We start from the raw sequence: 23378 nt of genomic DNA, 5'->3' as shown, positions 1-23378 counted from the left end.
TATAGTTGCGCGCAATGCAGGCTTAGGGCACTGATAGGTGGATGCGCGATGACGAGCACAGTGGAGCCTCAGACCGACGACTCCCCGCCGGCGCAGCTGAGTCTGAGCACCGCGGCGGCCCGCAACCTCGCGACGACGACGAAGTCCGTCCCGCAGATGCAGGAGATCTCCTCCCGCTGGCTGCTACGCAGACTCCCCTGGGTGTCCATCGACGGTGGCACCTATCGGGTGAACCGGCGGCTCAGCTACACCCTCGGCGACGGCCTGCTGACCTTCACCAACGTGGGTGCGGCGATGCGGGTCGTCCCGGCCGAGCTGACCGAGCTGCCGGTCCTGCGCGGCTTCGGCGACGAGGAGGTCCTCACCGCACTGGCCGACCGGTTCGTCCAGCGCGAATACCGGGCGGGCGAGGTGATCGCCGAGTTCGGCTCCGTCGTCGACGAGGTGCTGCTCGTGGCGCACGGCAAGATCGACAAGGTCGGCGTCGGGGCGTACGACGCCGCGGTACGCCTCGGCGTACTCGCCGACGGCCAGTTCCTCGGCGAGCAGGCTCTCGCCGGACCGGACGGGATCTGGGACCACACCGCCCGCGCGATCACGCCCGTGACCGTGCTCGCGCTGTCCGCGGCGGAGTTCGGCCGGTTCCTCGACCTGGCCGAGCCGCTGCGGGCCCACCTCGAGCAGGCGCGTACCGCCGGCCGGCGACCCCAGAACAAGTACGGCGAGGCCGAGATCGCGTTGGCCGCCGGGCACATCGGCGAGCAGACCCTGCCCGGCACGTACGTCGACTACGAGCTGAGCCCCCGCGAGTACCAGCTCAGCGTCGCCCAGACCGTGCTCCGGGTGCACACACGCGTGGCCGACCTCTACAACGAGCCGATGAACCAGACCGAGCAGCAGCTCCGGCTCACCGTCGAAGCGCTGCGCGAGCGGCAGGAATTCGAACTCGTCAACAACCGGGACTTCGGCCTGCTGCACAACGCCGACCTCAAGCAGCGCATCCACACCCGCACCGGCCCGCCGACCCCGGACGACCTCGACGAGCTGCTGTCGATGCGGCGCGGCACCAACCTGATCTTCGCCCACCCCAAGGCGATCTCCGCGTTCTTCCGCGAGTGCACCCACCGCGGCATCTACCCCGACACCCCCATCGTCGACGGGCACAAGGTGCTCGCCTGGCGCGGCGTGCCGATCTACGCCTGCGGCAAGATCCCCGTCAGCGACAGCCACACCACCGCCATCATCGCCATGCGTACGGGGGAGGAGGAGCAGGGCGTGATCGGCCTACGCCCCACGGCGCTGCCGGACCAGTACGCCGACGGGCTCAACGTGCGCTTCATGGGCATCAACGAACAGGCCGTGATGTCCTACCTGGTGAGCGCGTACTACTCCGCCGCGATCCTCACCCCCGACGCGCTCGGCGTATTGGAGCACGTCCAGGTCGCCCACTACTACGACTGATCACAATGGACGAATGAGCCGACGTCTGGCCCCAGGTCAGGTGGGCCGGACGTCGTCCATCGTGAACGCGGGGAAGTCGCTCGGATCGGGTTCGGCCGTGCGCGCGGCCGCCCGCATCGCCTGCGCGCGGCCGATCGCTCGCATCATCTGGATCGCCAGCGCACCGGCCGCGATGAACAGGCACCAGCACAGCAGCTGACCGAGGACGACCCAGGCCAGCCGGTCGACCGTGATGGTCGCCTGCCTCCGCATGATCGACAAGAGGGAGCTGCCCAACGACTGCGTGCCGTAACAGGCCCACCACACCCAGACGAGCCGCCGCAGCTGCCTGCGTACGGTCTCGTCCGCGGTGCTCCAGCGCGCGACGTCGGCCACGACCAGTCCAGGCATGATGAGGTTCGCGATCGGGATCAGCCACGCCCCGACCGTCCACCCCGGCGAGTAGGTGGGACGGGCGTCGAACTCCGCCAGATGCCGCCGGGCCCGTCCCAGCCACAGCATGAACAGCACCCCGCTGACGAGCAGCGCCGCCGACGCGGCGGTTGACGGGCCTGCGGCGTCGTGGAGCGCGGTGGCGTCCGCGAGACCCAGCATGTGCCGCAGCCAGAGCAGTTCGGCCAGGGCGGGCAGCATGGTCGCCCAGGCGCTGACCAGACACGTGGCGACGATGCCGGTCGCCGCGACGACGGAGAGCCGATGCAATGCGGTGCCGCTGTACATGGCGCGGCACGATACGCGATCGAACCGCCCCGCGATGCCCCTCAGACTCGCTGGAACACCAGGTCCGCGATCGGTCGGCCGGCGTCGATCCCGCGCTGCTCGAACTTGGTCACCGGACGCCGGTCGGGGCGTTGTGCGTATCCCTGGGTCGTATTGACCAGGCCGCGGTCCGCGGTCAGGACCTCCAGCATGACCTCCGCGTATTCGGGCCAGTCGGTAGCACAGTGGAGGGTGCCGCCGACGCGCAGCGCGGCCCGCAGGACCGCGACGTTCTCCGGGCGGATGAGGCGGCGCTTGTGGTGCCGGGCCTTGGGCCACGGGTCCGGGAAGAAGATGTGGATCGCATCGACGCTGCCCGGTTCGAGCATGCGCGTGAGCAGGGTGATCGCGTCGCCGCGGGCGACGCGGACGTTGCCGAGTCCCGCGGAGCCGATCAGGCCGAGCAGGTGCGCGATGCCCGCGTAATGCACCTCGACCGCGAGATAGTCGCGCTCCGGGTCCGCGGCGGCCATGATCGCGGTCGCCTCACCCATCCCGGACCCGATCTCGACGACCAGGGGTGCGCGGCGCCCGAAGATCGCCGCCGGATCCGTGCTTCGCTCTTCGACTTGTACGCCGAAAGCCGGCCACAGGTCCTGGAAGTCGGCCTCGCGCTGCGGGCTGACCCGGCCACGGCGCGGGTGGAAGCTGCGGATGCGGTGGGGTGTGGAGATCGTTTCGCTCATGACGCTCACCAGGATACCGGCGACCGCCGACCAGAAAATTCTTAACGAGTACACGTTAAGTCTTGAAAAGATTTGCCAACCGGGGTTCTACTGCATGGCATGTTCCCCCCTCGACGTTTCCCCCCGAGACGGCTTCTCGCCCTTTCGCTCGCGGTGACGACCGCGTTCGCGTTCGGCGGCGTGGCGGTCGCCCAGGCTGCAGAGACGCAGGCCACGCCCGCGATCGAGACCGCGCGGACCACCCGGCCCGTGGCGCCCGGTGTGACCTTGACCTCCTTCGACACCGTCGACGCCGGCGGCTGGCTGCGAGCCGACGCGCTGACCACCGACCTCGGCGGCGGCATCACCGTCGACTACCTGAGCCCCGGGACGGTCGCCGCTGACGAGACCGTACGCCAGATGACCACTCACGACGGCAAGGCGACCCGGCCGGTCGCGGCGGTCAACGGCGACTTCTTCGACATCAACAACTCCGGCGCCGCCCTCGGCATCGGTGTCCACGGCGGACAGCTCGTGCAGTCGCCGACCGCCGGCTGGTCGAACGCCGTCGGCTTCAGCGCCGAAGGCATCGGCCGCATCCTGCAGGTCGGCTTCGACGGCAGCGCCACCTGGGACGGCGAGCCGTCAGGAGCGCAGTCAGTCGCGCTGACCCAGTTCAACAACCGCGTGCAGAACGGCGGCATCGGCCTGATCACGCCGCTGTGGGGCAGCTACACCCGCCAGCGCGCGGTCGACGGGGCGTCCGACGTCACCGAGGTCACCCTCGTCGACGGCGTCGTCACCGCCATCGGCTCAGCCGCCGGCACCGGGACCATCCCAGCCGGGACGACCATCCTGCTCGGCCGCGAAGCCGGCGCGGTCGCGCTGCGCAACCTGGCCGTCGGAACCCACGTGACCGTGGCGTACCAGCCCAAGACGTCCGACGGCAGCCCCCTGTACGCCGCGGTCGGCGGCAACTACCTGCTCGTCAAGGACGGCGTACCGCAGGACTTCGACGACGTCGCCCTGGCGGCCCGCAGCGCGGTCGGCTTCAACCGCGAGGGCACCAAGATGTACCTGCTCACCATCGACGGCAAGCAGGCCAACAGTGCCGGCGTCACGCTGGGCAAGTGGGCCCAGATCGTCGCCGACTTCGGGGCGTACAACGCGCTCAACATCGACGGCGGCGGCTCCTCGACGCTGCTCGCCCGCAAGCCCGGCGAGGCCGACCTCACCCTGGAGAACAGCCCGTCCGACGGCAGCGAGCGAGCGGTGGCCAACGGCCTCGGCCTGTACGCCCCGGTCGGCAGCGGCAAGCTCACCGGCTACTGGGTCGCGCCGACCGCCGACCCGGCCGCCGCGCCCGGCTCCGACCAGGTCACCCTGGCCCGGCCGGACCGCGTGTTCCCGGGGCTGACCCGCAAGCTGACCGCCAACGGCTACGACGAGACCTACGGCCCGGCCACGGGTACGCCACTGTGGCGGTCCAGCATGGTGCCGGTCGGCTGGGTGACCTCCGACAACGTCTTCCACGCCGGGTTCCCCGGCCAGACGACGGTGACCGCGTTCCGTGGCAAGGCCACCGGCTCGGCCACGCTGACCGTGCTCGGCGCGCTCGACCGCATCCGGCCCACCGTCGAACGGCTCGGCCTGTCGTCCGGCTCCACCGGAGCGTTCGGCCTCGTCGGCTACGACGACGCCGGAGCCACCGCGCCGATCGAGCCCGGCGACGCCAAGCTCGACTACGACCACGACCTGTTCGAGGTGACCGCGACCCCCAACGGCACCTTCACCGTCAAGCCGCTGGTGGCGACCGGCGCCGGCCTGATCACCGCGACGGTGCAGGGCCACACGGCCAGCGTCGCCATCACCGTCGGCCTCACCGACGTCTCGGCCGCCACGTTCGACGACGCAGCTAAGTGGACGGTATCCACGGCCCGGGCGGCGGCCACCATCGCGCCTACGGCCGACGGCCACACCGGGCAGGGCATCAAGCTCAGCTACGACTTCACCCAGTCGACCGCCACCCGGGCGGCGTACGTGAACCCGCCGACGCAGTTCACGATCGACGGCCAGCCACAGGGCTTCGGGCTGTGGATCTACGGCAACGGCAAGGGGGAGTGGCCCGCCCTCGAGTTCTACGACGGCCTCGGCCAGGCGCAGATCCTGCGCAGCGACTACATCACGTGGACCGGCTGGAAGTACGTCGAGTTCAAGGTCCCGGTCGGCGTCGCGTACCCGCTGAAGCTGCGGCGCTTCTACGTCGTGGAGACCAAGGCGGCCGCCCAGTACAAGGGTGAAGTGATCATCGACGACCTGGTGGCGAAGGTGCCCCCGACCGTCGTCTCACCCGCCGTCCCCAAGGTGGTCGACCCGATCGTCGGCTCCTACGGCGCGGTGAACTCCAAGGACTGGCGCTTCGCCGTCATGTCCGACTCCCAGTTCGTCGCCCGGTCGCCCGACAGCGACATCGTCCGCAACGCCCGGCGTACGCTGCAGGAGATCAAGGCGGCCAAGCCGGACTTCCTGATCATCGACGGCGACTTCGTCGACGAGGCGTCCCCAGCCGACATCGCGTTCGCCAAGCAGATCCTGGACGAAGAACTCGGCGGCGAACTGCCCTACTACTACGTCCCGGGCAACCACGAGGTCATGGGCGGCCCGATCGCCAACTTCCAGGCGGTGTTCGGCGACACCCACCGAGTGTTCGACCACAACGGCACCCGGTTCGTCACCCTCGACACCTCGGCCCTGTCCATCCGCGGCTCCGGCTACGACCAGTACGCGATGCTCCGGTCGGCATTGGACACCGCCGCGACCGACCCGGCCATCGGCTCGGTGGTCCTCGTCGAGCACGTCCCGCCGCAGGACCCGACCCCGGGCAAGGGCAGCCAGCTCAACGACCGCAAGGAAGCCGGCCTGATCGAGAAGTGGCTGGCCGACTTCCAGACCAAGACCGGCAAGGGCGCGGCCTTCCTCGGCGGCCACGTCGGCACCTTCCACGCGTCCCGAGTGGACGGAGTGCCGTACTTCATCAACGGCAACTCCGGCAAGAACCCGGCCACCCCCGCCGCCGACGGCGGATTCACCGGCTGGACGATGTGGGGCGTCGACAAGGTCACCCACCCGCGCCCCTACACCGGCCTGCCGCTGATCCCCTGCGGACCGGGTAACTGGCTCACCGCCCAGGTGAACCCGCACGTCGACTCGCTTGCGGTGAACGTGCCCGCCGTTCCGGTCGGCTCGACGGTCGACGTGGCGGCCAGTCTGGTGCAGCCGGGTGGACGGATCGTGCCCGTCGCGTACCCGGTGAGCTTCGCCTGGACGGGCGGCGACGGACTCCACATCGGACCGCGACGCACCGCGAACCGCGGCGACATCGCGGCCTTCGACCCCGCGACCGGGCAACTGACCGGGCTGCGTGCGGGCACGGCGACCCTCGCGGTCACCGTCAACGGCATCACCCAGGAGGTCGTCGTCACGGTTTCGTGACGACGACACACGGGGGCCGGACCGCAGGTCAGGGCGGTCCGGCCCCCCTTTTCGTGCCTCCCCGCGCGACCGCTTTCTCCGCACGATCTTTCGGCGCGATTTTTCCGCGCGATCTTTCGGCGCGATTTTTCCGCGCGATCATGAACTTATGGTCGTCGTCGCGCGGTGTGTCGTGTCCCTTGCGGCCTGATCAACTTCCCGGCGCCTGGTTCGCCCGAGCCGCCGGTTCGGCTGGGCCAGGCGCTCCGGCCCGTTCGCTGGAGTCGGGCGTCAGGCGGCCTTGGGCCCGTGCGCTGAGGTGCGGGCGTCAGGCGGCTCCGGCCCGTTCGCGGGAGTCGGCGCGTCAGGCGGCCTTGGGCCCGTGCGCTGAGGTGCGGGCGTCAGGCGGCTCCGGCCCGTTCGCGGGAGTCGGCGCGTCAGGCGGCCTTGGGCCCGTGCGCTGAGGTGCGGGCGTCAGGTCCGGCCGTTCGCTGGAGTCGGGGCGTCAGGCGGCCTTGGGCAACGGGCCCCACATCGCGGTGAACCCTGCGGCCTCGCCGGTCAGCCAGCTGTCGACGTCGTCGAACGCGCCCTGGACCTCGTCGAGCCGATGCGGCACCCCGCGCCGGACGTCGACGAGCACCGGTACGCCGTTCGGCAGGATCTGATCCATGTAGCGCCGCATGAGGTGCAGTGACGCCGTGACCGTCTCCGCCGTCGGCGGCTGCTCGTCGAAGTGCAGCCGGACAGCCTCCTTGCGGCCGTCGTCGTACCGCAGGCCGAAATGCGCGCTCACCTTCACCGGCAGATCGCCGAGCATGCCCAGCGCCTCCCGCGTCGGCGTCAGCCCGAACTCGCCGGGCTCGCCGAGCGTCTCCAGGTACTCCGCGGCACCAGTCGTCAGCGCCGTGTAGAGCCGACGCCACCGGGGCGCGACCGACTGCGCGATGTCGGCCAGGTGCAACCCGCCGGTCCGAAACTGGATGTCGGCCTTGAGCGCCTTGAGAAACTGGCCGTGCGGATTGAAGCCGCCACCCGTCTCACGGCGCCGGCGAAGTCCACCGACGTACGCCGCCTTCGTCGGGCCGGTCTGATCGACATAGCGGGTGAACGCGAGCAACGTGGCGTAAGGCAGCGAACGGGTAGCGGAAGGGGTGGGCATGTCGGCTCCCTCGTGTTCGGCGCATCTCAGCGCAGCAGGTCAGCGACCCTGTTTCGTACACACATTCTAAACCGGACCACCGACATGTACCACTGTCCGCTACCTGGTCGTCACTCGCGGCTCAGCCCGTGACCTGCGCGGACTCTCGGCCTCCTATTTCCCCGCCAACGTGGCACATTTTCGGGGTGTGGCGTCGCTCACCCTCCTCGAACACCTGTCCTCACCCCGCCCCGTTGATCATGGAGTTAACCGTTGTCTCGACGGCGTGTCGAAGGGGCAAAGTCCATGATCAACAGTTCGGCGGACTGCTCGTTTCGTGAATGTCGGCGGGCGTTGGTTGACCGCTACGCGGAGATATTGTTAAGTATCTCAATGAGTTTTCGTTTCACCCGCCGAGCGGCCCTCATCTGCGTCGCCGTCGCGGCCATGACAGCCCTGCCCGCCGCACCAGCGTTGGCCACTGCCGCGCCCGTCGTAGACGTCGACCTCGTCACCATCCACGAGGACGCCGCCGACGTGCTGACCAGCGATCAGTTCTCCACCCAGTCGCCCAACGAGTTGCTCGTCGCGATGTTCTCCGCCGACGGTCCCAGCAGCGGCAACGGAACCCAGGTCGTCTCCGGCGTGACCGGCTGCGGCCTGACCTGGACCGAAGTGGGCACTGCCAACGACTATCCCGGCATCGCGGCCGTCTTCAGCGCGTACGCCACCTCGACGGTCACTGACTGCCAGGTCTCCGGAGATCTCGACTACGCCTTCGACGGCATGGTCCACATCCTCTCCTTCACCGGTGCGGCGTCGCAGATCACCGAGGTCCACGCGCTGTCGACCTACTACGGCGACGCCGGCTTCGCAGCGGTACGCGTACCAGCTGACAACTCTCGCGTCTACCAGGTCGGCCACAACTGGGGCGCGGCCGAGGTCCCGACGCCGGTCGGCGGCGACACGCAGCGGCCGCAGCAGGAGGTCCCAGCCTCCGTGCTCAGCGTCTACCTCAGCGACTACGGCGACACCAGCTACGTGGCCCAGATCGACGACCCACTGGCCGCGACGCCGACCGGAACCGACCAGTACAGCGGCCTGGCCCTGTGGTTCCCCAGCGAGGCAGACGGTGGAATCAACTCGGTCGGCTTCGCGGTGGCCCCCGCGAGCTGACGGCTCACAGATCCGGCTCCCGACGAGACCGGAACGGGGCTCCACGCGGACGGAAGATCGCGTGCGGGCCCCGTTCCGCCTCATCCCGCGACTGATCGCGACGGCGCGCGGCAGTGACTCTCATCTCTCGTACAGCTCTGGCCAGTCCCTACAACGACGACTTACTTGGTTGGTGCGTTTCTCGGACGGCGTAGCGGGTCAACGCGCGTCTAGACGGCGTAGCGGTCGACCAGGCCGGCCAGGATGTCGCGAGTGCGCTGCAGGGAGCTGAGCTGCCCGTCGACCCGGTCCAGCTCGGTACGCAGCCGCTTGGCCAGCCACGGCGTCCTGATCGCCTGCTCCGTGATGCACGGCAGCACGTCATAAATTGTGGCGCTGGACAGCCCAGCCCCCAGCAACGACTGAATCAGTGCCACCCGCTCGACCGCATGGTCGGGATAATGCCGCTGCCCACTCGGGCTACGTTCGCTGGACAGCAACCCCTGCTCCTCGTAGTAGCGCAACGATCGGGCGCTCGCCCCGGTCGCGGCGGCCAGGTCGCCGATACGCATCCTGTCGCTCCCGTCACAACACTTGCCCCTGACGTCAATGTCAGGTTTTAGCGTACCGGCCATGGAGACGATGACGAATCTGCTGGGCCCCCTGCTTCAGCCGACGACACTGGCCGGACTCCCGCTGAGCAGCCGCCTGGCGATGGCGCCGATGACCCGATTCCGCGCACCCAACGGCGTGCCGACCCCCGAGGTCGCGGCCTATTACCGGCGCCGTGCTGAGAACGGCATCGGTTTGATCATCACCGAAGGGGTGCTTGTCGACCATCCCAGCGCCGGCCACGAGACGACCGTGCCTCGGATGACCGCAGGCTCGGCAGAGCACGGCTGGCGGCAGGTCACCGGCGCCGTGCACGCCGTCGGAGGCCGGATCGCCGCGCAACTGTGGCACCTCGGCAGCGCACGCGAACCCGTAGACGGCGTCGCCGCGTGGACCCCGTCGGGCGTCCCTGCAGACAGCCACGCCATCACCCTCTCGGACATCGACAGCCTGCTTTCCGCGTACGCCGACGCGGCCACGGTGGCAGTCCGAGCCGGCTTCGACGCCGTGGAGATCCACGCCGCCCACGGCTACCTGCTGGACGAGTTCCTCTGGCCGCACACCAACCGCCGCACCGACCGCTTCGGCGGATCACCCGCCGCCCGCGCCGCATTCCCGGCCGCGGTGGTCGCCGCCGTCCGCGCCGCTATCCCGTCGCATATGCCACTCATCGTGCGGTTCTCCCAGTTCAAAGAACGCGACTACACGGCTCGGATCGCCGAGTCGCCCGCCGAGCTGGGAATGATCCTCGAAGCCTTCACAGCAGCCGGCGCAGACGTCCTGCACGCCTCACAGCGCCGCTTCGCCGACCCCGTCTTCCCCGGCTCACCGCGCAACCTTGCCGGCTGGGCCAAGCACCTCACGGGCCTGCCCGCGATCACCGTCGGCTCGATCGGACTGACCCGCGACTTCCTCAACTCCGGCCGCCAGAACGAACTGATCGCCCGCCATGAAGCTGGCGAGTTCGACCTCGTCGCGCTCGGACGCATCCTGCTCGGCAACCCAGCTTGGGCCACACTGGCCGCGGCGGGACGCCTCGGCGAGATCAACGACTATCGCAAAACGGATGAGGACACTTACTTCTGACTTCCGTGAAGGTCGAGCGGAGACTCGTGCGTCGATCGAGTCTCGCCCAGGGCGATGAGCCGGTTTCCTCCGCCGGCACCACAGCCCGAGGATTCAACCCCACGAGCGCCGCTGAGCAGTCTCGACGCGCCAAGGGATACCCCCTGTGCATGATCATGGAGGGCCGTGTAGAGTTGTGGCTCGTGCGGCTAAGCCGGACACCAAGGGCCTGGTGCCTACGGTGCGGGCGAAGTCGGACCACCTGTCCGGGTGGCGGAATGGCAGACGCGCTAGCTTGAGGTGCTAGTGCCCGTATAGGGCGTGGGGGTTCAAGTCCCCCCTCGGACACCAACAAACGGGATGCACGCCGGTTTTAAGAACCGCGTGTCCGAGCGTACTCGGACACGCAAGACCAGTGTCTGGCACCGCATTTGCGGAGCGAAAGCCACTATCGGATGGCTCCCATGAGCCGTCCAACTCCCTTGCTTGCGCCGCCGCGTCTACCGCTGGGCAATGCCCGCAGCGAGACCAGCTCACGGAGCTGTGAACAGCCCGAGCGTGTGGCGGGAACAGCACCTGCGATGGTCCAGCTGATTCGCACTCGAACGAGCGTGGCTCGCTACGACCTCGCGCACTGTGACCGAGACGGACGCCTGGCAATCCGGACAGCGGCCGCCGCGCTGGGCTGGCCAGCCGAAACCCCACTGTTGGCATCGCCCCGCGACCTTGGCATTGTCGTAGCGGCCAGCCTCACGGGACGCCTCAGACTATGCGCCGGGATGCGGCTCCGACTACCGATCGCCCTACGCCGGAGAAGCGGACTGACCGTCGGAGCGTCGGCCCTTCTCGTCGCCGACACCACCACCGGCGAGCTAATCATCTACTCCGCGACCGCGCTCGATGCCATGATCACCTCCTGCAGAACGACCAAGCCCGGTGATGTCTCGTGACTACACCTAGCGCTTCGGACATCGCCGCGGCTCTCCTGCTTTTGGAGCGGCTGAACGTCAGTCTGGAGGACCTTCAGACAGGTCACATGGCCGATTCAATCGATCTGAAGCCAGTGCCTACCTTCGCCGAGTTCGTCCCCGAGGCGAGGGCGGCGACCAGTGCGGGATCGCTCAAGGCGTACGACACCTATTGGAAACGGCTGGTGGAAAGGTGGCCGAATCGAAGGCTGAACGAGCCGTCGACCATGGAGTTCATTCAGCTGGGCGAGTGGCTTAAGGCCAACCGCACGGTGCGGCGGACCGACCGCGGGGGAGACGGGACAGTCGAGAATTTCGTCGGAGCGGTACGCAGGCTGTACAGCCTCGCTCGCGCCGCGGGTCACATCGATGAGAGGCGTGACCCTTCATCGGCGCTTCGCAAGCCTGATCGCCCCGCGTCTCTGCGGCGCCCGTTGGTGCACGAGCGACTCACGGCATTGGGCGAGTTCGCCGGCTCGACCGGCGATGACCCCGAACTGGACGTCCTGATCATCCGACTGCACAGCGAGACCGCATGCCGGCGTGGTGGCGCTCTTGCGTTGCGGCCAATGGATCTGGACGCCGAGCAGGGTCTCGTTCTGTTGCGGGAGAAGGGCAAGTCTGATCGATGGCAGCCGGTCTCCAGGTCGCTGATGGACGGACTGGTGCATCATGCGGCAACACGGCACGCGCCCATGAACGGGCGTTTACTGCGGTACAAGGACGGAACGGCGATCACTCACCGCCGGTGGGATGGTTTGTTCGTGCGACTCGGCAAGCACCTTCCTTGGGTGCTTCGCGAGAATGTCAGCGCGCACTGGATCCGCCATACGATCCTGCAGTGGGTGGAGCGCAACTTCGGTTACGCCATCGCCCGCCGGTATGGGGGCCACGATCGGCGCACAAGCAGCGATCGATCGAGCGTCGGCAGCACAATCGTGTACGTGAAAGCGACGCTGGAGGAGGTCGCCGTAGCCCTGTCGGTCCTCACGGGTGAAGATCATCCACTGGCTGATCGTCGGCTGCTTGATCGGCATCGGGGAGGGGATCAGCGCCCCGCAGCAGCGTAGAGCGACGTGCGGCGGCCTCGCGGCCGCCGCACGTGCGTGTCAACCAGCGTCGATCGGCTGTAGATCGATCACGTCGTTTCGGGTCTCGACGATCGCCATAACCATGGATCGGGCGCGTTGGCCTCCAGGAGCGGATGACGCTCCTTCGTGATGGCCGAGAGCGCGGCGGCGACTTCATAGATGTCGGCACGAACATAGGTGGTGGTGGTACCGGCGTTGCTGCGACGGTCATTGTGTCCGGCGTACGCCCGTGCCACCGCGTAGCCGAAGTTGCGCTCGACCCAGGTCAACGTAGTTGTTCTCAACCAGTGGGAGCTGACGCCCAGCGCCCGCACCCAAGGGACCTCCTTACCGAGCCGGCTCCAGAGATAGTCGTATCGCCGGCGCGTGATGGGTGTGCCCTTGCGTGTACGCAGAACCTGACCCTGTTCATCGCCGTCTCCGCGCTGTTCGACATGGCGAAGAAGAGCCGCCATGAGCGTGGGCGACACAGGTTGATCCCGTTCCGTTTCGCCTTTCTCTCGCAATCTGATCAAGCAGAGTTGCCGGTTCAGATCGACTGGACGCAGCGCCAGGGCGCCACCGCGTCGGCAGGCGGTCTCCTCGTGCAGCCGGAGCAGGAGGCTGTCCAAGTGTGGGTCGTCGCCCGAGTGGGCCGCTGTTCGATTGATCTCGCCGAGCTGAACCGGCGTGAGCGCATATCTGTTGCTAGGCAGACGCCGCGGCTTTTCGACGGTTGCCGCCGGGTTGTCGCCCATGACGATGTAGCCATCCTCGATGGCGAAGCTGTATAGGCACCGGAAGGCCGCGACCATGTGTTCCATGGCCGTCCGTCCTCCCCGGGCGTTGCGGCGCACAACGACCTGACCCTTGATGTCGAGGACGAACTGCTTGACTTCGGTGGGAGATGGCTCGTCGATAGTCCTGTGGCCCCATGCTGCCTTGAGCTTGCGCCAATATGTTCCGTAGACCCGCAGGGTGCTTGCCGGCACGGCAGCAGAGACACGGTCCACGTACTCGGCGAAGGTCGGCATTGTGGGCGTTGCCCGCTTCGACAGAAGCTGCTCGGGGCGGAGATTCAGGCGTTCTAGAAGGGCTTGTATCGCTTCGAGATCAGAGGGCGCCCTTCCGCTGCTGTTCGCCATCAGGTGCCGCCGTCATCTTGCACATTGGCGCCGCATATCCGCCGGCGAACCGCGTAGGACGTGAAGAGTAGAAGACCATCGCAGTCCGGTGAGACGATCAGGAGCACGTGCGCGCCCGCGGCAAGGTCGCAGGCGCGCCGCATCGCCACCGGTAGCCGCAACATCGCCTTTGCAGTGACGACGTGCCGGCCGCCAGCAGTCACAAGCAGGGATCCAGCTCGAGGATTTGCCGTCAAAGTGACGGGGCCAATGGGCCAGCCGAGCACTCGCAGCGCGGAACGCACAGCGATCCGGCCATCGTTATCGACCGTCGCCGTAGACATCCAGATGGGGTTGTCGTCAGCTCGCGGAGCTACGTCCGCAATCGGCAACGTTGCCGTGATCTCGCTAAGCCGAGGCCGCGACAATTCATCAGTCGGCGACGACATCAGCGCATCCAACGGAAGGCCAGGCACAGGTTCCAACGTCGGTTCGGTTGCATCCACGGAGACTTCACCGCTAGGTGTCCATGGTGTTGTCATGGTGTCCTCCTCGGGGGATTGCCGGGTGGGAGGCCGAGCCGTTGCAGGGCTTGGCGGTGGTGGTCGGGGTGGATGTCGATGCCGATGTAGGTGCGGCCGAGTTACGCGGCGGCCAGGCCGGTGGTGGCGGTGCCGGAGTAGGGGTCGCAGACGACTCCAGCTGGTGGGCAGCCGGCGGCGATGGCCCGCAGCGGCAGGTCGATGGGGAACGGGGCGACGTGTGCGCCGTGGTAGGGACGGGTTGGCAAGGTCCACACGTCGCCGGGGTTGCGCCCGAGTGGGTGGCTGGCGTTATGCCGGGTTCCGGTGGGACGCAGGTTGGCGGCGGTCGCAGCCGCGTGAAGGTGCGGGTGGTCGTGCTTGCTGGCGCCGTAGACACTGGCGCCGCGGGTACGGGTGGTCGCGTCGATGCCGCCCGTGCGGCCCTTATGCGAGCCGCCGATGACGCGGGTGCCGTCGAGAGCCTCTGGGCGGGTGAGCGGTACGCGGATCGAGTCGAGGTCGAACCAGTACTTTGCCGCCCGGGTGAGCAGGAAGAGGTGTTCGTAGGTGGTGGTGAACCGGTCTTTGACCGATGAGGGCATGGGGTTGGGTTTGGCCCAGACGATGGCGTTGCGCAGGATCCATCCGCGTTCTTGCAGCCGCAGCGCTGCCCGCCACGGCACGCCGAGCGGCTGTTTGCCGGCGGGTGTAGCGGTGGTGAGTAGCTGCCGGCGGCGGGAGGTATAGGCGTCGGCGAGGTTGAGCCAGACCGTTCCCTGCGGTGTGAGGACGCGGGCGATCTCGTCGAACACCGACAGGAGCCGGACGAGGTAGGTGTCGTGGGTGGGTTCGAGGCCCTGCTGTGGGTCGTGCCAGCGGGCGGCGCATTGGGTGCAGGCCGGTGGGGTGGTGTGTGGACAGGTGGAGTCACCGCCGGTCCAGGTGCCGTGCCGTAGTCGCGCAGCGCCCAGTAGGGCGGTGAGGTGACCATGCAGTCGACGCTGGCGGCAGGCATCGCCGCGAGGACCTGCCGCGCGTCGCCGAGGTACAGAGTGACCCGGTCGCACTGGTGACAGAGGTAGGTATCGAGGCTGGTCATGGCCGGGCCGGCCAGCGGTGTAGGCACAGCAGCAGCCGCAGTGCCATGGCGGCTTGGTGTGGTACGACGCCGTTGCCGAGGACCCGCAGTGCGGCGGTGCGGGCCAGGCCGATCTGGGGGTCGGTGACCCAGCCTGCGGGCAGGCCCATGAGCCATTGCACGAACGGCGGTGCGAGCACTGGTGAGCCGGAACGCCCGGGTTCGGTTGGGGCGGGCGCGGGCTGGTCGAGGATTGTTTCCCAGCGCAGGATCGCCGTGCTGTAGAGGCCCCAGGTCGCAAGAGCGGATGTGGGGTCTGTGTGTTCGGGGTTGTCGGTGGGGGTGGGGACGAGGTGGCTGATCGAGTCCAGCCCTGGTCGGATGGCGGCGCCGGCTGAGGTGGATTTGTTGCGGCCGTATCGGGCGGCGGTCGGGGTGGGCAGCAGTTGCACGGCTGCGGAGGGCAGGGTCAGGTCGCCGGCGGAGCCGCGTTGTGCCGGTGAGCCTTTCGTGCCGTCGGTGGCCTTGGGTGTGGGTAGCAAGGTTTGCGCAGTTAGGGGTATGAGGACTTGGGAGAGTGGCGGCCGGAACCCGGGTCCGGCGGCGCGGCCGCCGGTGCCGGTGTCGCTGGCGCGTGGTGTCGGCAACAGCGGCTGGGATCGGCCCTGGGGCCCGATCGGGATGGTGATGTCGTGCTGGCTGGTGCCGGGGCTGTCTCCGGCCCCGGGTGCCGGTGGGAGGTGGTCCAGGTTGGGTGTGGTGTGCACGAGGTTGGGCAGGCTGGCGGTCTGGTGGCCGACGCCTTTGCCGTCGCGGGCACACGGGGTGGGTATGAGTGGGGTGGCTGGGTCACTGTCGGAGGTGGGCCAGCAGGAACAGGCGGTCGCGGTGGTGGGGCGCGCCGATGTCGGATGCGCGTAGGCATAGCCAGCGTGTGTCGTACCCGATCGTGGCCAGGTCACCGATGACGGTGTCGAGTCCGCGGCTGCGGAGCGCGGCCACGTTTTCCACGTACGCGAGCGCCGGTTGTAGCGTGCGAATGGCGTGGGCGACGGCGTTCCACAGGCTGGAGCGGCTGCCGGTGATGCCGGCGCGGCGTCCGGCGTTGGAGATGTCCTGGCAGGGAAATCCTGCGGTGATGACGTCGACCGGCGTGACCTTCGTCCAGTCGACTCCGGTGATGTCGCCGAGGTTGGGCAGGTCGGGGTATCGGTGGGTGAGGACCCGGCTGGCGGCGGGGTCGTTGTCGGCGTACCAGACGAGCCGGGCGTCGAGGACCTGCTCGACCGCGAGGTCGAGACCGCCGTATCCGGTGCACAGGCTGCCGATGGTGAGCCGATGGCGTGGCGGGGTTGCGGCATTCACGCTCCCCGCCTGTCGCCAGAAGCACGACCGCGGTACGCGGTCCGCGGCGAACGTCGGGCGGTCATCGGCGGCCCCGCAGTTGCGGCACCGCCGCGCTGTCGGCCGCATTGTTGCTGGTCAAGGCACTTAGGACGATGACGTCTTCGTGCACCAGCAGCTGCATCGGGGTGCCGGCTGCGCGGGCTTTGCGCACGAGGTGGGTTTGGAAGAAGCTGGCCCGGCTGATCAGACGGCCGCTACGAACGGCTGCCAGCAGCGCGACGCAGCGTTCCACCGGTTGCAGGCCGGCGGCGATGCCGGCTTGCAGGACCTGGGAGGGAAGGTCGATGAGGGTGCCGTTGCGGCGGAACGGGCGGGCGGTGACCGCGACGATCCCGCCGGGCCGCAGCACCGTGGCGCATTCGGACAGGATCTGGGTGAACCCGTCGATGAGGTCACGGCCGGCGTGGGCGAGGTTGACCCGGTCGTGGGGGTCGCCGTAGGCGTGATGGGTTTTGGCGATGCCGTGTCCGTGTTCGGGCCGCACCTGCCCGTGGGTGGCCGGCCCATAGGGTGGGGAGGTCAGCACCAGCGCCACCTTCCCGACTGCGGCGGGGGGGACGAGGCTGGTGAGGGTGGTGGCGTCGCCGGTGTGGACGACAGCTGTGCCGGTGGCTCCCTGGCCGGCGGCGTGAGCGATGTTGCGGGTGGCTAGCTCGGCCCAGGCGGGTTCGTATTCGACGCCGATGGCGTCGCGGCCTAGGTGTGTGGCTTCGACGAGGGTGGTGCCGATGCCGCACATCGGATCGAGGACGAGTTCGCCTGGCTGGGTGTAGGCGGCGATGGCATGGGCGGCGATGGCGGGCAGCATCCGGGCGGGGTGGCGTACGGAGGCGGGCAGGTAGCGGCCGTGGCGCTGCCAGCGTGATGTCTTCTGGGCGGTCAGCCACACCGACAGTGGCAGTTGCGGGGTGGGGACGCTCATCGCATACCCCGGCTGTCGCCGTCGCGGACGAACACGAGCACGTCGCGGTGTGCGCGGGCGTGACGGGCCGGTGCAACGACCTCAGCGGTGTCGGTCTGGAGGTGGTCGCCGATGATGTCGGCGTCGATGGCGATGACGTGCTGCAGGTAACGCACCCCGGTGGCGGTGGCGGCGCCGATGATCGTGGCGAGGTTGGCCGGGCCGGCTTGCGGGTCGGCGAGCACCGCGAGGCAGCCGCCGGGGCGCAGCAGCAGCGCCGCGCCGCTGGTCACCCGGTCGACGGTCGCGGTGGCGGGCGTGGGGTTGGCGGGTGGCCAGCGCAGCAGCACCAGTGCGGTGATCGGCTGTGCGACTGCGAGGAGGTGGGCAAGGTCGTAGATGGTGGCGGGGATGTGGTGGCGGCCGTAGGCGGCCGCGGCGGCTGCTACGGCCGGTTCGCCGATCGCGTCGACGATCGGCTCGCCGGGGCGGCTGTAGGCCGCGCACAGGCGGGCGGCCAGGGCCGCGGGAACCTGGTGCGGTCCCGCGGCGGGGTCGCGGGGCGTGCGCCATGTGGCCAGGGGCACGGGCGGATCGCCGGCGGTGACGTCGAAGTCGCCACCGAGGGGCAAGGGTGTGGTCATAATGGTGTGGCCCTCGCGGGCTGGCCTTGAACGCGCTGACGTTCTCTAATGGCATTTCTGTCAGCGCCAGCGAACGGATACTCCCGCTGACAATCGACTCTGCTGGGTTGTCAGCACGGGCAGCGAGGCGACATCGAACGGCCGTTGACCTGTGCCTTTCCCGCTTTGCCGCATTGTCGGCGAGTGGCGAACTTGCTGCATCGGCCGAAGCGCTCCACCACGGCGGTGGCGCCGCGACGAGGCGAGTGTCCGCGGGCGCCGATCCGAGGTATGGGGCGGTTTTCACCCAACCACCGGGCGCTGTCAGGCGTTGCCGCGGTGCGGCCCGCACACCGCGGATGCTGTGACGATGGCAGTTTGTGCGGGCGGTCAGGAGAATCGGCGCGCTGACGTCAATGGAGGCGATGACGGTGGAGCAGATTTTGCGAGCACAGGCGGCTGCGGCCAACCGTGGGATCGACGCGTTGCTGATCTCGCCCGGTGCTGATCTTCGCTATCTGACCGGCTACGACGCCCTGCCGCTGGAGCGGTTGACCTGCTTGGTCATCCCGGTCGGGGCTGAGCCGTTCCTGGTCGTGCCTGAGCTGGAGGAGCCGGCGGCGCGGGCCGGTATTGCCCTCGCCCCGGATGTCGAATTGGTCGTCTGGAAGGAGACAGCCGATCCGTTCGACGTCATCTGCCGCCGGTTGCCGTCCGGGCTGGCGCGGATCGCCGTGGACGACCATATGTGGGCTGACCGGGTGCTGACCTTCGCCCGGCTACTGGCCGACGTTCGCCTTATCGCCGCCGGGCCTGTGATGACCGAGCTGCGGATGCGTAAGACCAGCCGCGAAGTTGACGCTTTGCGGGCAGCGGGCGCGGCGATCGACTCCGTGCACCGGCAGATGGGTCTGTGGCTGCGTGCTGGGCGCACCGAACGTGAGGTCGCCCGCGATGTCGCCGATGCCATCGCGTCGGCCGGTCACACCCGCGCCGATTTCGTCATCATCGGCTCCGGCCCCAACAGCGCCAGCCCGCACCACGAGGCATCAGACCGGGTCATCAGCGCAGGCGAGCCGATCGTGGTCGACATCAGCGGCACGATGCCCGACGGCTACCGCTCCGACTGCACCCGCACCTACAGCATCGGTGAGCCACCCGCCGATCACGCCGCCTACTTCGCGGTTCTCCACGCGGCACAGACCGCGCAGGTGAACGCGGTCCGGCCGGGGATCACCGCCGGTGACTTGGACGCCGTCGGCTGCGACATCATCTCCGCCGCGGGCTACGGCCCGAACTTCGTCCACCGCACCGGGCACGGCATTGGCCTTGACGTGCACGAGCCGCCGTACATCATGGCCGGGTCTGACCTCGTCATCGAACCTGGCATGGCGTTTTCCATCGAACCGGGCATCTACCTACCCGGCCGGCACGGCGCCCGCATCGAAGACATCGTCATCTGCACGACGACGGGTGGACTGCCCGTCAACGCCGTCACCCACGACCTGCAGATCCTCTAACACGCACGCTCCGGCAAAGGCGCGGCGCACACCGCCGGCGGCCTGGAGCCCGCGTCCGCGGGGCACCCCAGCGAGGCAGGAACACCCAGATGAGGAATCGTGTTCAACCGGCGTCCTCGCGCAGTATCCGCTCGTAGCCTCGACGGGGGTGAGTCAGCTCGATCCACGCGTCCCGTAACTCCACGACGGCGCCGATCTGCTCACGCGACCACGGCATAGCCATCAGTGCGAGATCGGTGCTCAGCGGGATCCCAGCAGCGTGGTAACCGGTCATGGCGCGCTGCACTCGTCCGACCGCCGCCGTGTACGCCCGCCGTGCCGCTGCCACGTCGTGCCGAGAAGGCTGCCGTCCCACGACCGCACATGGTACTCGAACGTGAGTTCGATCCTGTGTGGGACTGGCGTGTACTGCGGTGAGCGATGGATTTCGATGGTCAGCGTTCGCCGAGCGGCCGAAGCTCCGCGTCGTTGTCCTTGTTCCAGTAGAACGGACTGTGCCGGCAGCCTTTGGTGCACCACAGGTTGCGGGGTGCGCCCTGTTGGGGCCGAAGGACGTGCCGGCGTTCGCGCCGCAGCACAGGCCGTCATCGGGGCTGGATTCGGTCGGGGAGTGTCCGGCCACGCGCCGATCCTAGGGGCGGGTCCGACAGTCCCGAACTCCTCGTAGCCCCGCATCAACCTGCGGGGCTACGACGCGAGCGGCACGGTGTGCACGGTCGCGCCCGCCTGTGTGGCGGCTCGGGTCGGGTCCGTGCAGGCGGGCGGCCGGCGTGGCAGGCTGTGATCTATGTGTGGCCGTTACGCCAATGCCCGGACCAAGACGCAGATCGCTCTCGATTTTCAGGTCGCCGAGGAGTACGTCGAGGTCAAGGATGTGCCCGACTACAACGTCACGCCGCAGAAGCGGGCGCCGATCGTGCTGACGGCCGCGCCGCCGGGGGATCGGTCGGCGGATGCGATCCGTCAGGTCCGGCTGGCGTTGTGGGGGCTACGGCCTGGGTTCCTCAAGCCCGAGCAGCGCGGTTTCGCCAACGCCCGCGTCGAGGGGCTGGCGGAGAAACGCAGCTTCGCCAAACCGCTGCGCGAGAGCCGGATCCTGGTTCCGATGGACGGGTTCTTCGAATGGTGGGAGGAACAGGATGAGTCCGGTAAGTCGTACAAACAGCCGTACTATTTCACGCCCAAGGACGGTGAGGTTCTGGCGCTGGCAGGGCTGATGCGCTGGGCCAAGGACCCCCGCAATCCCGACGAGCACATCATGACGTACACGATCATCACCACTGAAGCGACCGACGACGTCGGGCTCATCCACGACCGGATGCCGATGATCATCCGGCCGTCGAACTGGTCGGCGTGGCTCGACCCGGCCATGACCGACGCCGACACCGCACAGGCGCTGATGGCGCCGCCGGGCGAGGGCGCGCTCAACATCTTCAAGGTGCCCACCGCCGTCAACAACGCCCGTAACAACGGGCCGCAGCTGATCGAACCCATCGAGCAACTGGTGTGACCGGCATCGTCGTCTCTCACCCCACGCACCCTTGCTGAGCAGTGCAAACGTGGGCAAGATAGTCCTGTGCCGGACGACTGCATGCTGCGATGCACATGCTGTCAGCAGTGGGAGGTGGAGGCGATCATCCTCCACCGGCCACCAGCACGCCCGGAGTCGCTGCTGCGGGTGCAGCACCACGGCTACGTCGAACGCGAATTCCGCCACTTCGACGACGCCGAGGAGTTCCTGAAACGCAAGGGCCTGCTCGATCGCCTGGAAGAAGTCCCCCGTGAAGTTCGCCTGATCCTCGACCCGAGCATGCATCCGTCGGCCAACCCGAGGCCAGGCATCACCGGCCCTGGCACACCCAGCACACGAATGCCCTGACCGGCGCGTCTCGTGGCATCACCGACGACCTGCGGGCCGAGGTGCGGGTAGCTGCGAACGGTCTCCAACCGAGTACAGGCGACCCGGCCGCTGCGCCGATGAGCGGGCACGCCTGCGGCAACGTCGGGCTCTGCGATCACCGGAAGCCGGCTCGCGCGGACCATCGCCACCTCTGGCAGCGCACCCTGGGCGGCCTGCCGTGGAGCGGCACGCTGTCCAGGCGGTATCCAATGGCCGCAGCCACGCGGAGCGATTGTCGGCACCCGCCCCACACGGGCTGCCCGGCGAGGCGGACAATGCGTCGGTCGCGCAGGGCACCCTGCGATGTGGACTCAGGGAAAGGTCACATCCCCGTGGCTGAGCACGCGCCCTGGCGGGCGGTTGTCGGCGCCGTCGGTTCGCACTATCCGATCACGCGCCGCCGGTGGTGGACGCGATTCGCGATGCTCGGCCTGACGTTCGCGCTCGTGCGGCTAACGATGATCGTCGTCCAAGGCGCCGTCGGCGTCGACTTGGCTACCGGCACGGGATACCAGGGCCACGGCGAGCGCGTTCTGATCCACAGCGGCACTGACACCACCTGCCGCAACAGCGCGCAGGCGTGGCGGGTCGACAACGCTGAGGCCGGCCGGACGGTCGAGTTCTTCGGGGAGTTGCGCTGCGACCAGCCGGTAACCGTGTTCACCGGCGCCGCCCGGACCCTGTACGCCGCGTTGTGGTCGTGGTGGACATGGGTCACGGTGGCCGCCTGTCTCGTCACTGCCTGGCTGTGGCGGGATCGGTCCGCGATGCCCGCGTCGGCGTTCAGCGGCACCAGCGCGAGCCAACGCCCCCGCAGGCTCCGCCGGGCCTGACTCCGTCGGCGGTACAAACCATCACCCGCTACGTCGCATGCCGAAGCAGCCGGTGGTCGGCCCGGCCGTTCACGCCCGTGTGGTCAGACGACCGTCCTGGATCGCCCGCACCAGCTTGGTCTCGGCTCGCAGGCGGCGCATGCGCAACATGTCCAGGCTCAGGCCACGCTGCCGGGCAGCGATCTGTGACGGCACCTTGTCCAGCCGGGTGACCGAGATCAGCTCAGCCTGCTCCCGGGTCAGGACTCCGGTGGCCACCGCCCGGCCGAGGATCAGATCCTCGTGCCCGTAGGGTGGCGGCGGCATCACCGCGCCCGCGTCCAGGGGCCGGCTGATGCGTTGATGTTCCGCCTCCCAATGCCGGGCACGGATACCGGCTCGGCGTGCTGCCCGCAGCAGCGGCATCGGCAGGCGATCGGTCGCCGGATCGGCGCAGCGCAGCGCGGTCAGAAATCCTTCCAGCACGGCTGAGTCGATGTCAGCGGAGTCGCCGCTGAAGCCTCGCGCCAGCCCTTGAGCGATGGCGACCAGCGCGGGCCGGGCCATGGCGACGGCTCCGATCACCCAGGCCGGGCCCCCGGTTTGTGCATGGCCCACGAGCAGCGACCACGCGGCGTCCCGGGCCTGCGGTGCGACGGCACGGTCGAGCAACCGTTTGCGTAGTTCGTCCAGCGGCAGGTGCCGGCTCGGCAACTGCGGATGCAGGCCGCGGCAATCCAACGCCAGCGGCGACGGGCGGCTCACCAAGGCACGGAACGTTCGCTCGGCAGCTTCGAGAGCCGACGCCGGCCAGATCTCACTACTCATGATCGACCTCCATAGGGTTTCGGTTCGAACCCCATGGCACCTGGCTGCGCTGACAATCATTGACGCACACGGCCCTCGATGACTGGGGGGTGTCTGACGTGCGCCGATATGCGGCTGTCAGCCGGACTCGGCCGGGCCGGCCAGCTTGCTGACAGGTACCAGGCACATCTGCCGCCCCCCGCTCGCGCCGAGTGTCAGCCTGACACCGGGCACGATCGTCGGAGCACGTCCCGGCGTGGTCCGTGCCCGTCTTGGTCGGCGTGCATGGCTGGACACGACAACGCCCGTCGGAGT

General features: G+C 68.6%; 22 protein-coding genes and 1 tRNA gene. 10 read left to right on the top strand and 13 right to left on the bottom strand.

Going from position 1 to position 23378, the window contains the following annotated elements:
- Window positions 1–48 precede the first annotated feature (48 nt).
- A complete protein-coding gene (locus tag HDA40_RS10800) occupies window positions 49–1461 on the top strand; it encodes a family 2B encapsulin nanocompartment shell protein (protein ID WP_253754560.1) in 1413 nt (470 codons plus the stop codon).
- Between the two features lie 36 nt (window positions 1462–1497).
- Here HDA40_RS10800 and HDA40_RS10795 read toward each other — a convergent pair whose 3' ends face one another.
- Window positions 1498–2181, bottom strand: coding sequence for a DUF4328 domain-containing protein (locus HDA40_RS10795; protein WP_253754558.1), 684 nt, complete (start codon window positions 2179–2181; stop codon window positions 1498–1500).
- Between the two features lie 41 nt (window positions 2182–2222).
- Window positions 2223–2906: a tRNA (guanosine(46)-N7)-methyltransferase TrmB gene (trmB, locus tag HDA40_RS10790; protein WP_253754556.1), complete on the bottom strand. Its 684-nt coding sequence runs from the start codon at window positions 2904–2906 to the stop codon at window positions 2223–2225.
- A 153-nt stretch (window positions 2907–3059) separates the two neighbouring features.
- On the opposite strand from trmB, the gene HDA40_RS10785 reads away from it, so the two are divergent.
- Window positions 3060–6377, top strand: a complete 3318-nt coding sequence (locus HDA40_RS10785) for a phosphodiester glycosidase family protein (RefSeq protein ID WP_253754554.1) — start codon at window positions 3060–3062, stop codon at window positions 6375–6377.
- A 484-nt stretch (window positions 6378–6861) separates the two neighbouring features.
- Here HDA40_RS10785 and HDA40_RS10780 read toward each other — a convergent pair whose 3' ends face one another.
- The gene (locus HDA40_RS10780; RefSeq protein ID WP_253754553.1) at window positions 6862–7518 is read right to left on the bottom strand and encodes a hypothetical protein; all 657 of its coding nucleotides are present in this window, start codon (window positions 7516–7518) and stop codon (window positions 6862–6864) included.
- 372 nt (window positions 7519–7890) lie between these two features.
- On the opposite strand from HDA40_RS10780, the gene HDA40_RS10775 reads away from it, so the two are divergent.
- A complete protein-coding gene (locus HDA40_RS10775; RefSeq protein ID WP_253754550.1) occupies window positions 7891–8673 on the top strand; it encodes a hypothetical protein in 783 nt (260 codons plus the stop codon).
- Between the two features lie 209 nt (window positions 8674–8882).
- Here HDA40_RS10775 and HDA40_RS10770 read toward each other — a convergent pair whose 3' ends face one another.
- Complete coding sequence (locus HDA40_RS10770; RefSeq protein ID WP_253754548.1) at window positions 8883–9224, bottom strand: MerR family transcriptional regulator; 342 nt, start codon at window positions 9222–9224, stop codon at window positions 8883–8885.
- A 61-nt stretch (window positions 9225–9285) separates the two neighbouring features.
- On the opposite strand from HDA40_RS10770, the gene HDA40_RS10765 reads away from it, so the two are divergent.
- The 3 genes from HDA40_RS10765 to HDA40_RS10755 all read left to right on the top strand — a co-directional run bounded on the left by HDA40_RS10765 (window position 9286) and on the right by HDA40_RS10755 (window position 12367).
- Window positions 9286–10350, top strand: a complete 1065-nt coding sequence (locus tag HDA40_RS10765; protein ID WP_253754546.1) for an oxidoreductase — start codon at window positions 9286–9288, stop codon at window positions 10348–10350.
- A gap of 243 nt (window positions 10351–10593) precedes the next feature.
- Window positions 10594–10680 (top strand) — tRNA-Leu (locus HDA40_RS10760).
- A gap of 595 nt (window positions 10681–11275) precedes the next feature.
- Window positions 11276–12367, top strand: coding sequence for a tyrosine-type recombinase/integrase (locus tag HDA40_RS10755; protein WP_253754544.1), 1092 nt, complete (start codon window positions 11276–11278; stop codon window positions 12365–12367).
- A gap of 68 nt (window positions 12368–12435) precedes the next feature.
- Here the strand turns inward: HDA40_RS10755 and HDA40_RS10750 are convergent, their stop codons facing one another.
- The 7 genes from HDA40_RS10750 to HDA40_RS10720 all read right to left on the bottom strand — a co-directional run bounded on the left by HDA40_RS10750 (window position 12436) and on the right by HDA40_RS10720 (window position 18045).
- The gene (locus tag HDA40_RS10750) at window positions 12436–13512 is read right to left on the bottom strand and encodes a tyrosine-type recombinase/integrase (protein WP_253754542.1); all 1077 of its coding nucleotides are present in this window, start codon (window positions 13510–13512) and stop codon (window positions 12436–12438) included.
- Window positions 13512–14033: a hypothetical protein gene (locus tag HDA40_RS10745; RefSeq protein WP_253754540.1), complete on the bottom strand. Its 522-nt coding sequence runs from the start codon at window positions 14031–14033 to the stop codon at window positions 13512–13514. The genes HDA40_RS10750 and HDA40_RS10745 overlap by 1 nt, the downstream gene beginning before the upstream one ends.
- Window positions 14034–14134: 101 nt before the next feature.
- Entirely contained in the window at window positions 14135–15082 is a 948-nt protein-coding gene (locus HDA40_RS10740) for a DNA-methyltransferase (protein ID WP_308197686.1), read from the bottom strand.
- A 28-nt stretch (window positions 15083–15110) separates the two neighbouring features.
- On the bottom strand, window positions 15111–15860 hold the full coding sequence (locus HDA40_RS10735) for a hypothetical protein (RefSeq protein ID WP_253754536.1): 750 nt from the start codon (window positions 15858–15860) through the stop codon (window positions 15111–15113).
- 82 nt (window positions 15861–15942) lie between these two features.
- Window positions 15943–16458 (bottom strand): DNA cytosine methyltransferase, encoded by a 516-nt coding sequence (locus HDA40_RS10730; protein ID WP_253754534.1) that lies wholly within the window; start codon window positions 16456–16458, stop codon window positions 15943–15945.
- 61 nt (window positions 16459–16519) lie between these two features.
- A complete protein-coding gene (locus HDA40_RS10725; protein ID WP_253754532.1) occupies window positions 16520–17422 on the bottom strand; it encodes a TRM11 family SAM-dependent methyltransferase in 903 nt (300 codons plus the stop codon).
- Window positions 17419–18045: a hypothetical protein gene (locus HDA40_RS10720; protein ID WP_253754530.1), complete on the bottom strand. Its 627-nt coding sequence runs from the start codon at window positions 18043–18045 to the stop codon at window positions 17419–17421. The genes HDA40_RS10725 and HDA40_RS10720 overlap by 4 nt, the downstream gene beginning before the upstream one ends.
- A 404-nt stretch (window positions 18046–18449) precedes the next feature.
- On the opposite strand from HDA40_RS10720, the gene HDA40_RS10715 reads away from it, so the two are divergent.
- Entirely contained in the window at window positions 18450–19544 is a 1095-nt protein-coding gene (locus HDA40_RS10715; RefSeq protein ID WP_372502853.1) for a M24 family metallopeptidase, read from the top strand.
- Between the two features lie 103 nt (window positions 19545–19647).
- Here the strand turns inward: HDA40_RS10715 and HDA40_RS10710 are convergent, their stop codons facing one another.
- Window positions 19648–19899, bottom strand: a complete 252-nt coding sequence (locus HDA40_RS10710) for a hypothetical protein (protein WP_253754526.1) — start codon at window positions 19897–19899, stop codon at window positions 19648–19650.
- Window positions 19900–20331: 432 nt separating this feature from the next.
- Between HDA40_RS10710 and HDA40_RS10705 the strand changes: the two genes are divergently transcribed.
- The 3 genes from HDA40_RS10705 to HDA40_RS10695 all read left to right on the top strand — a co-directional run bounded on the left by HDA40_RS10705 (window position 20332) and on the right by HDA40_RS10695 (window position 22277).
- Window positions 20332–21054 carry an SOS response-associated peptidase gene (locus HDA40_RS10705; protein WP_253754524.1) on the top strand — a complete coding sequence of 241 codons (723 nt, stop codon included), beginning with the start codon at window positions 20332–20334 and terminating at the stop codon, window positions 21052–21054.
- Between the two features lie 114 nt (window positions 21055–21168).
- A complete protein-coding gene (locus HDA40_RS10700; RefSeq protein ID WP_253754522.1) occupies window positions 21169–21423 on the top strand; it encodes a hypothetical protein in 255 nt (84 codons plus the stop codon).
- Window positions 21424–21776: 353 nt separating this feature from the next.
- The gene (locus tag HDA40_RS10695) at window positions 21777–22277 is read left to right on the top strand and encodes a hypothetical protein (protein ID WP_253754520.1); all 501 of its coding nucleotides are present in this window, start codon (window positions 21777–21779) and stop codon (window positions 22275–22277) included.
- Between the two features lie 69 nt (window positions 22278–22346).
- Here HDA40_RS10695 and HDA40_RS10690 read toward each other — a convergent pair whose 3' ends face one another.
- Window positions 22347–23084, bottom strand: coding sequence for a hypothetical protein (locus HDA40_RS10690; protein ID WP_253754518.1), 738 nt, complete (start codon window positions 23082–23084; stop codon window positions 22347–22349).
- Window positions 23085–23378 lie beyond the last annotated feature (294 nt).

Origin of the sequence: Hamadaea flava (assembly GCF_024172085.1) — a bacterium.
Classification (GTDB): Bacteria; Actinomycetota; Actinomycetes; order Mycobacteriales; family Micromonosporaceae; genus Hamadaea; species Hamadaea flava.
The sequence above is the reverse complement of the archived record's forward strand: the minus strand, read 5'-3'. Positions and strand labels throughout refer to the sequence as shown.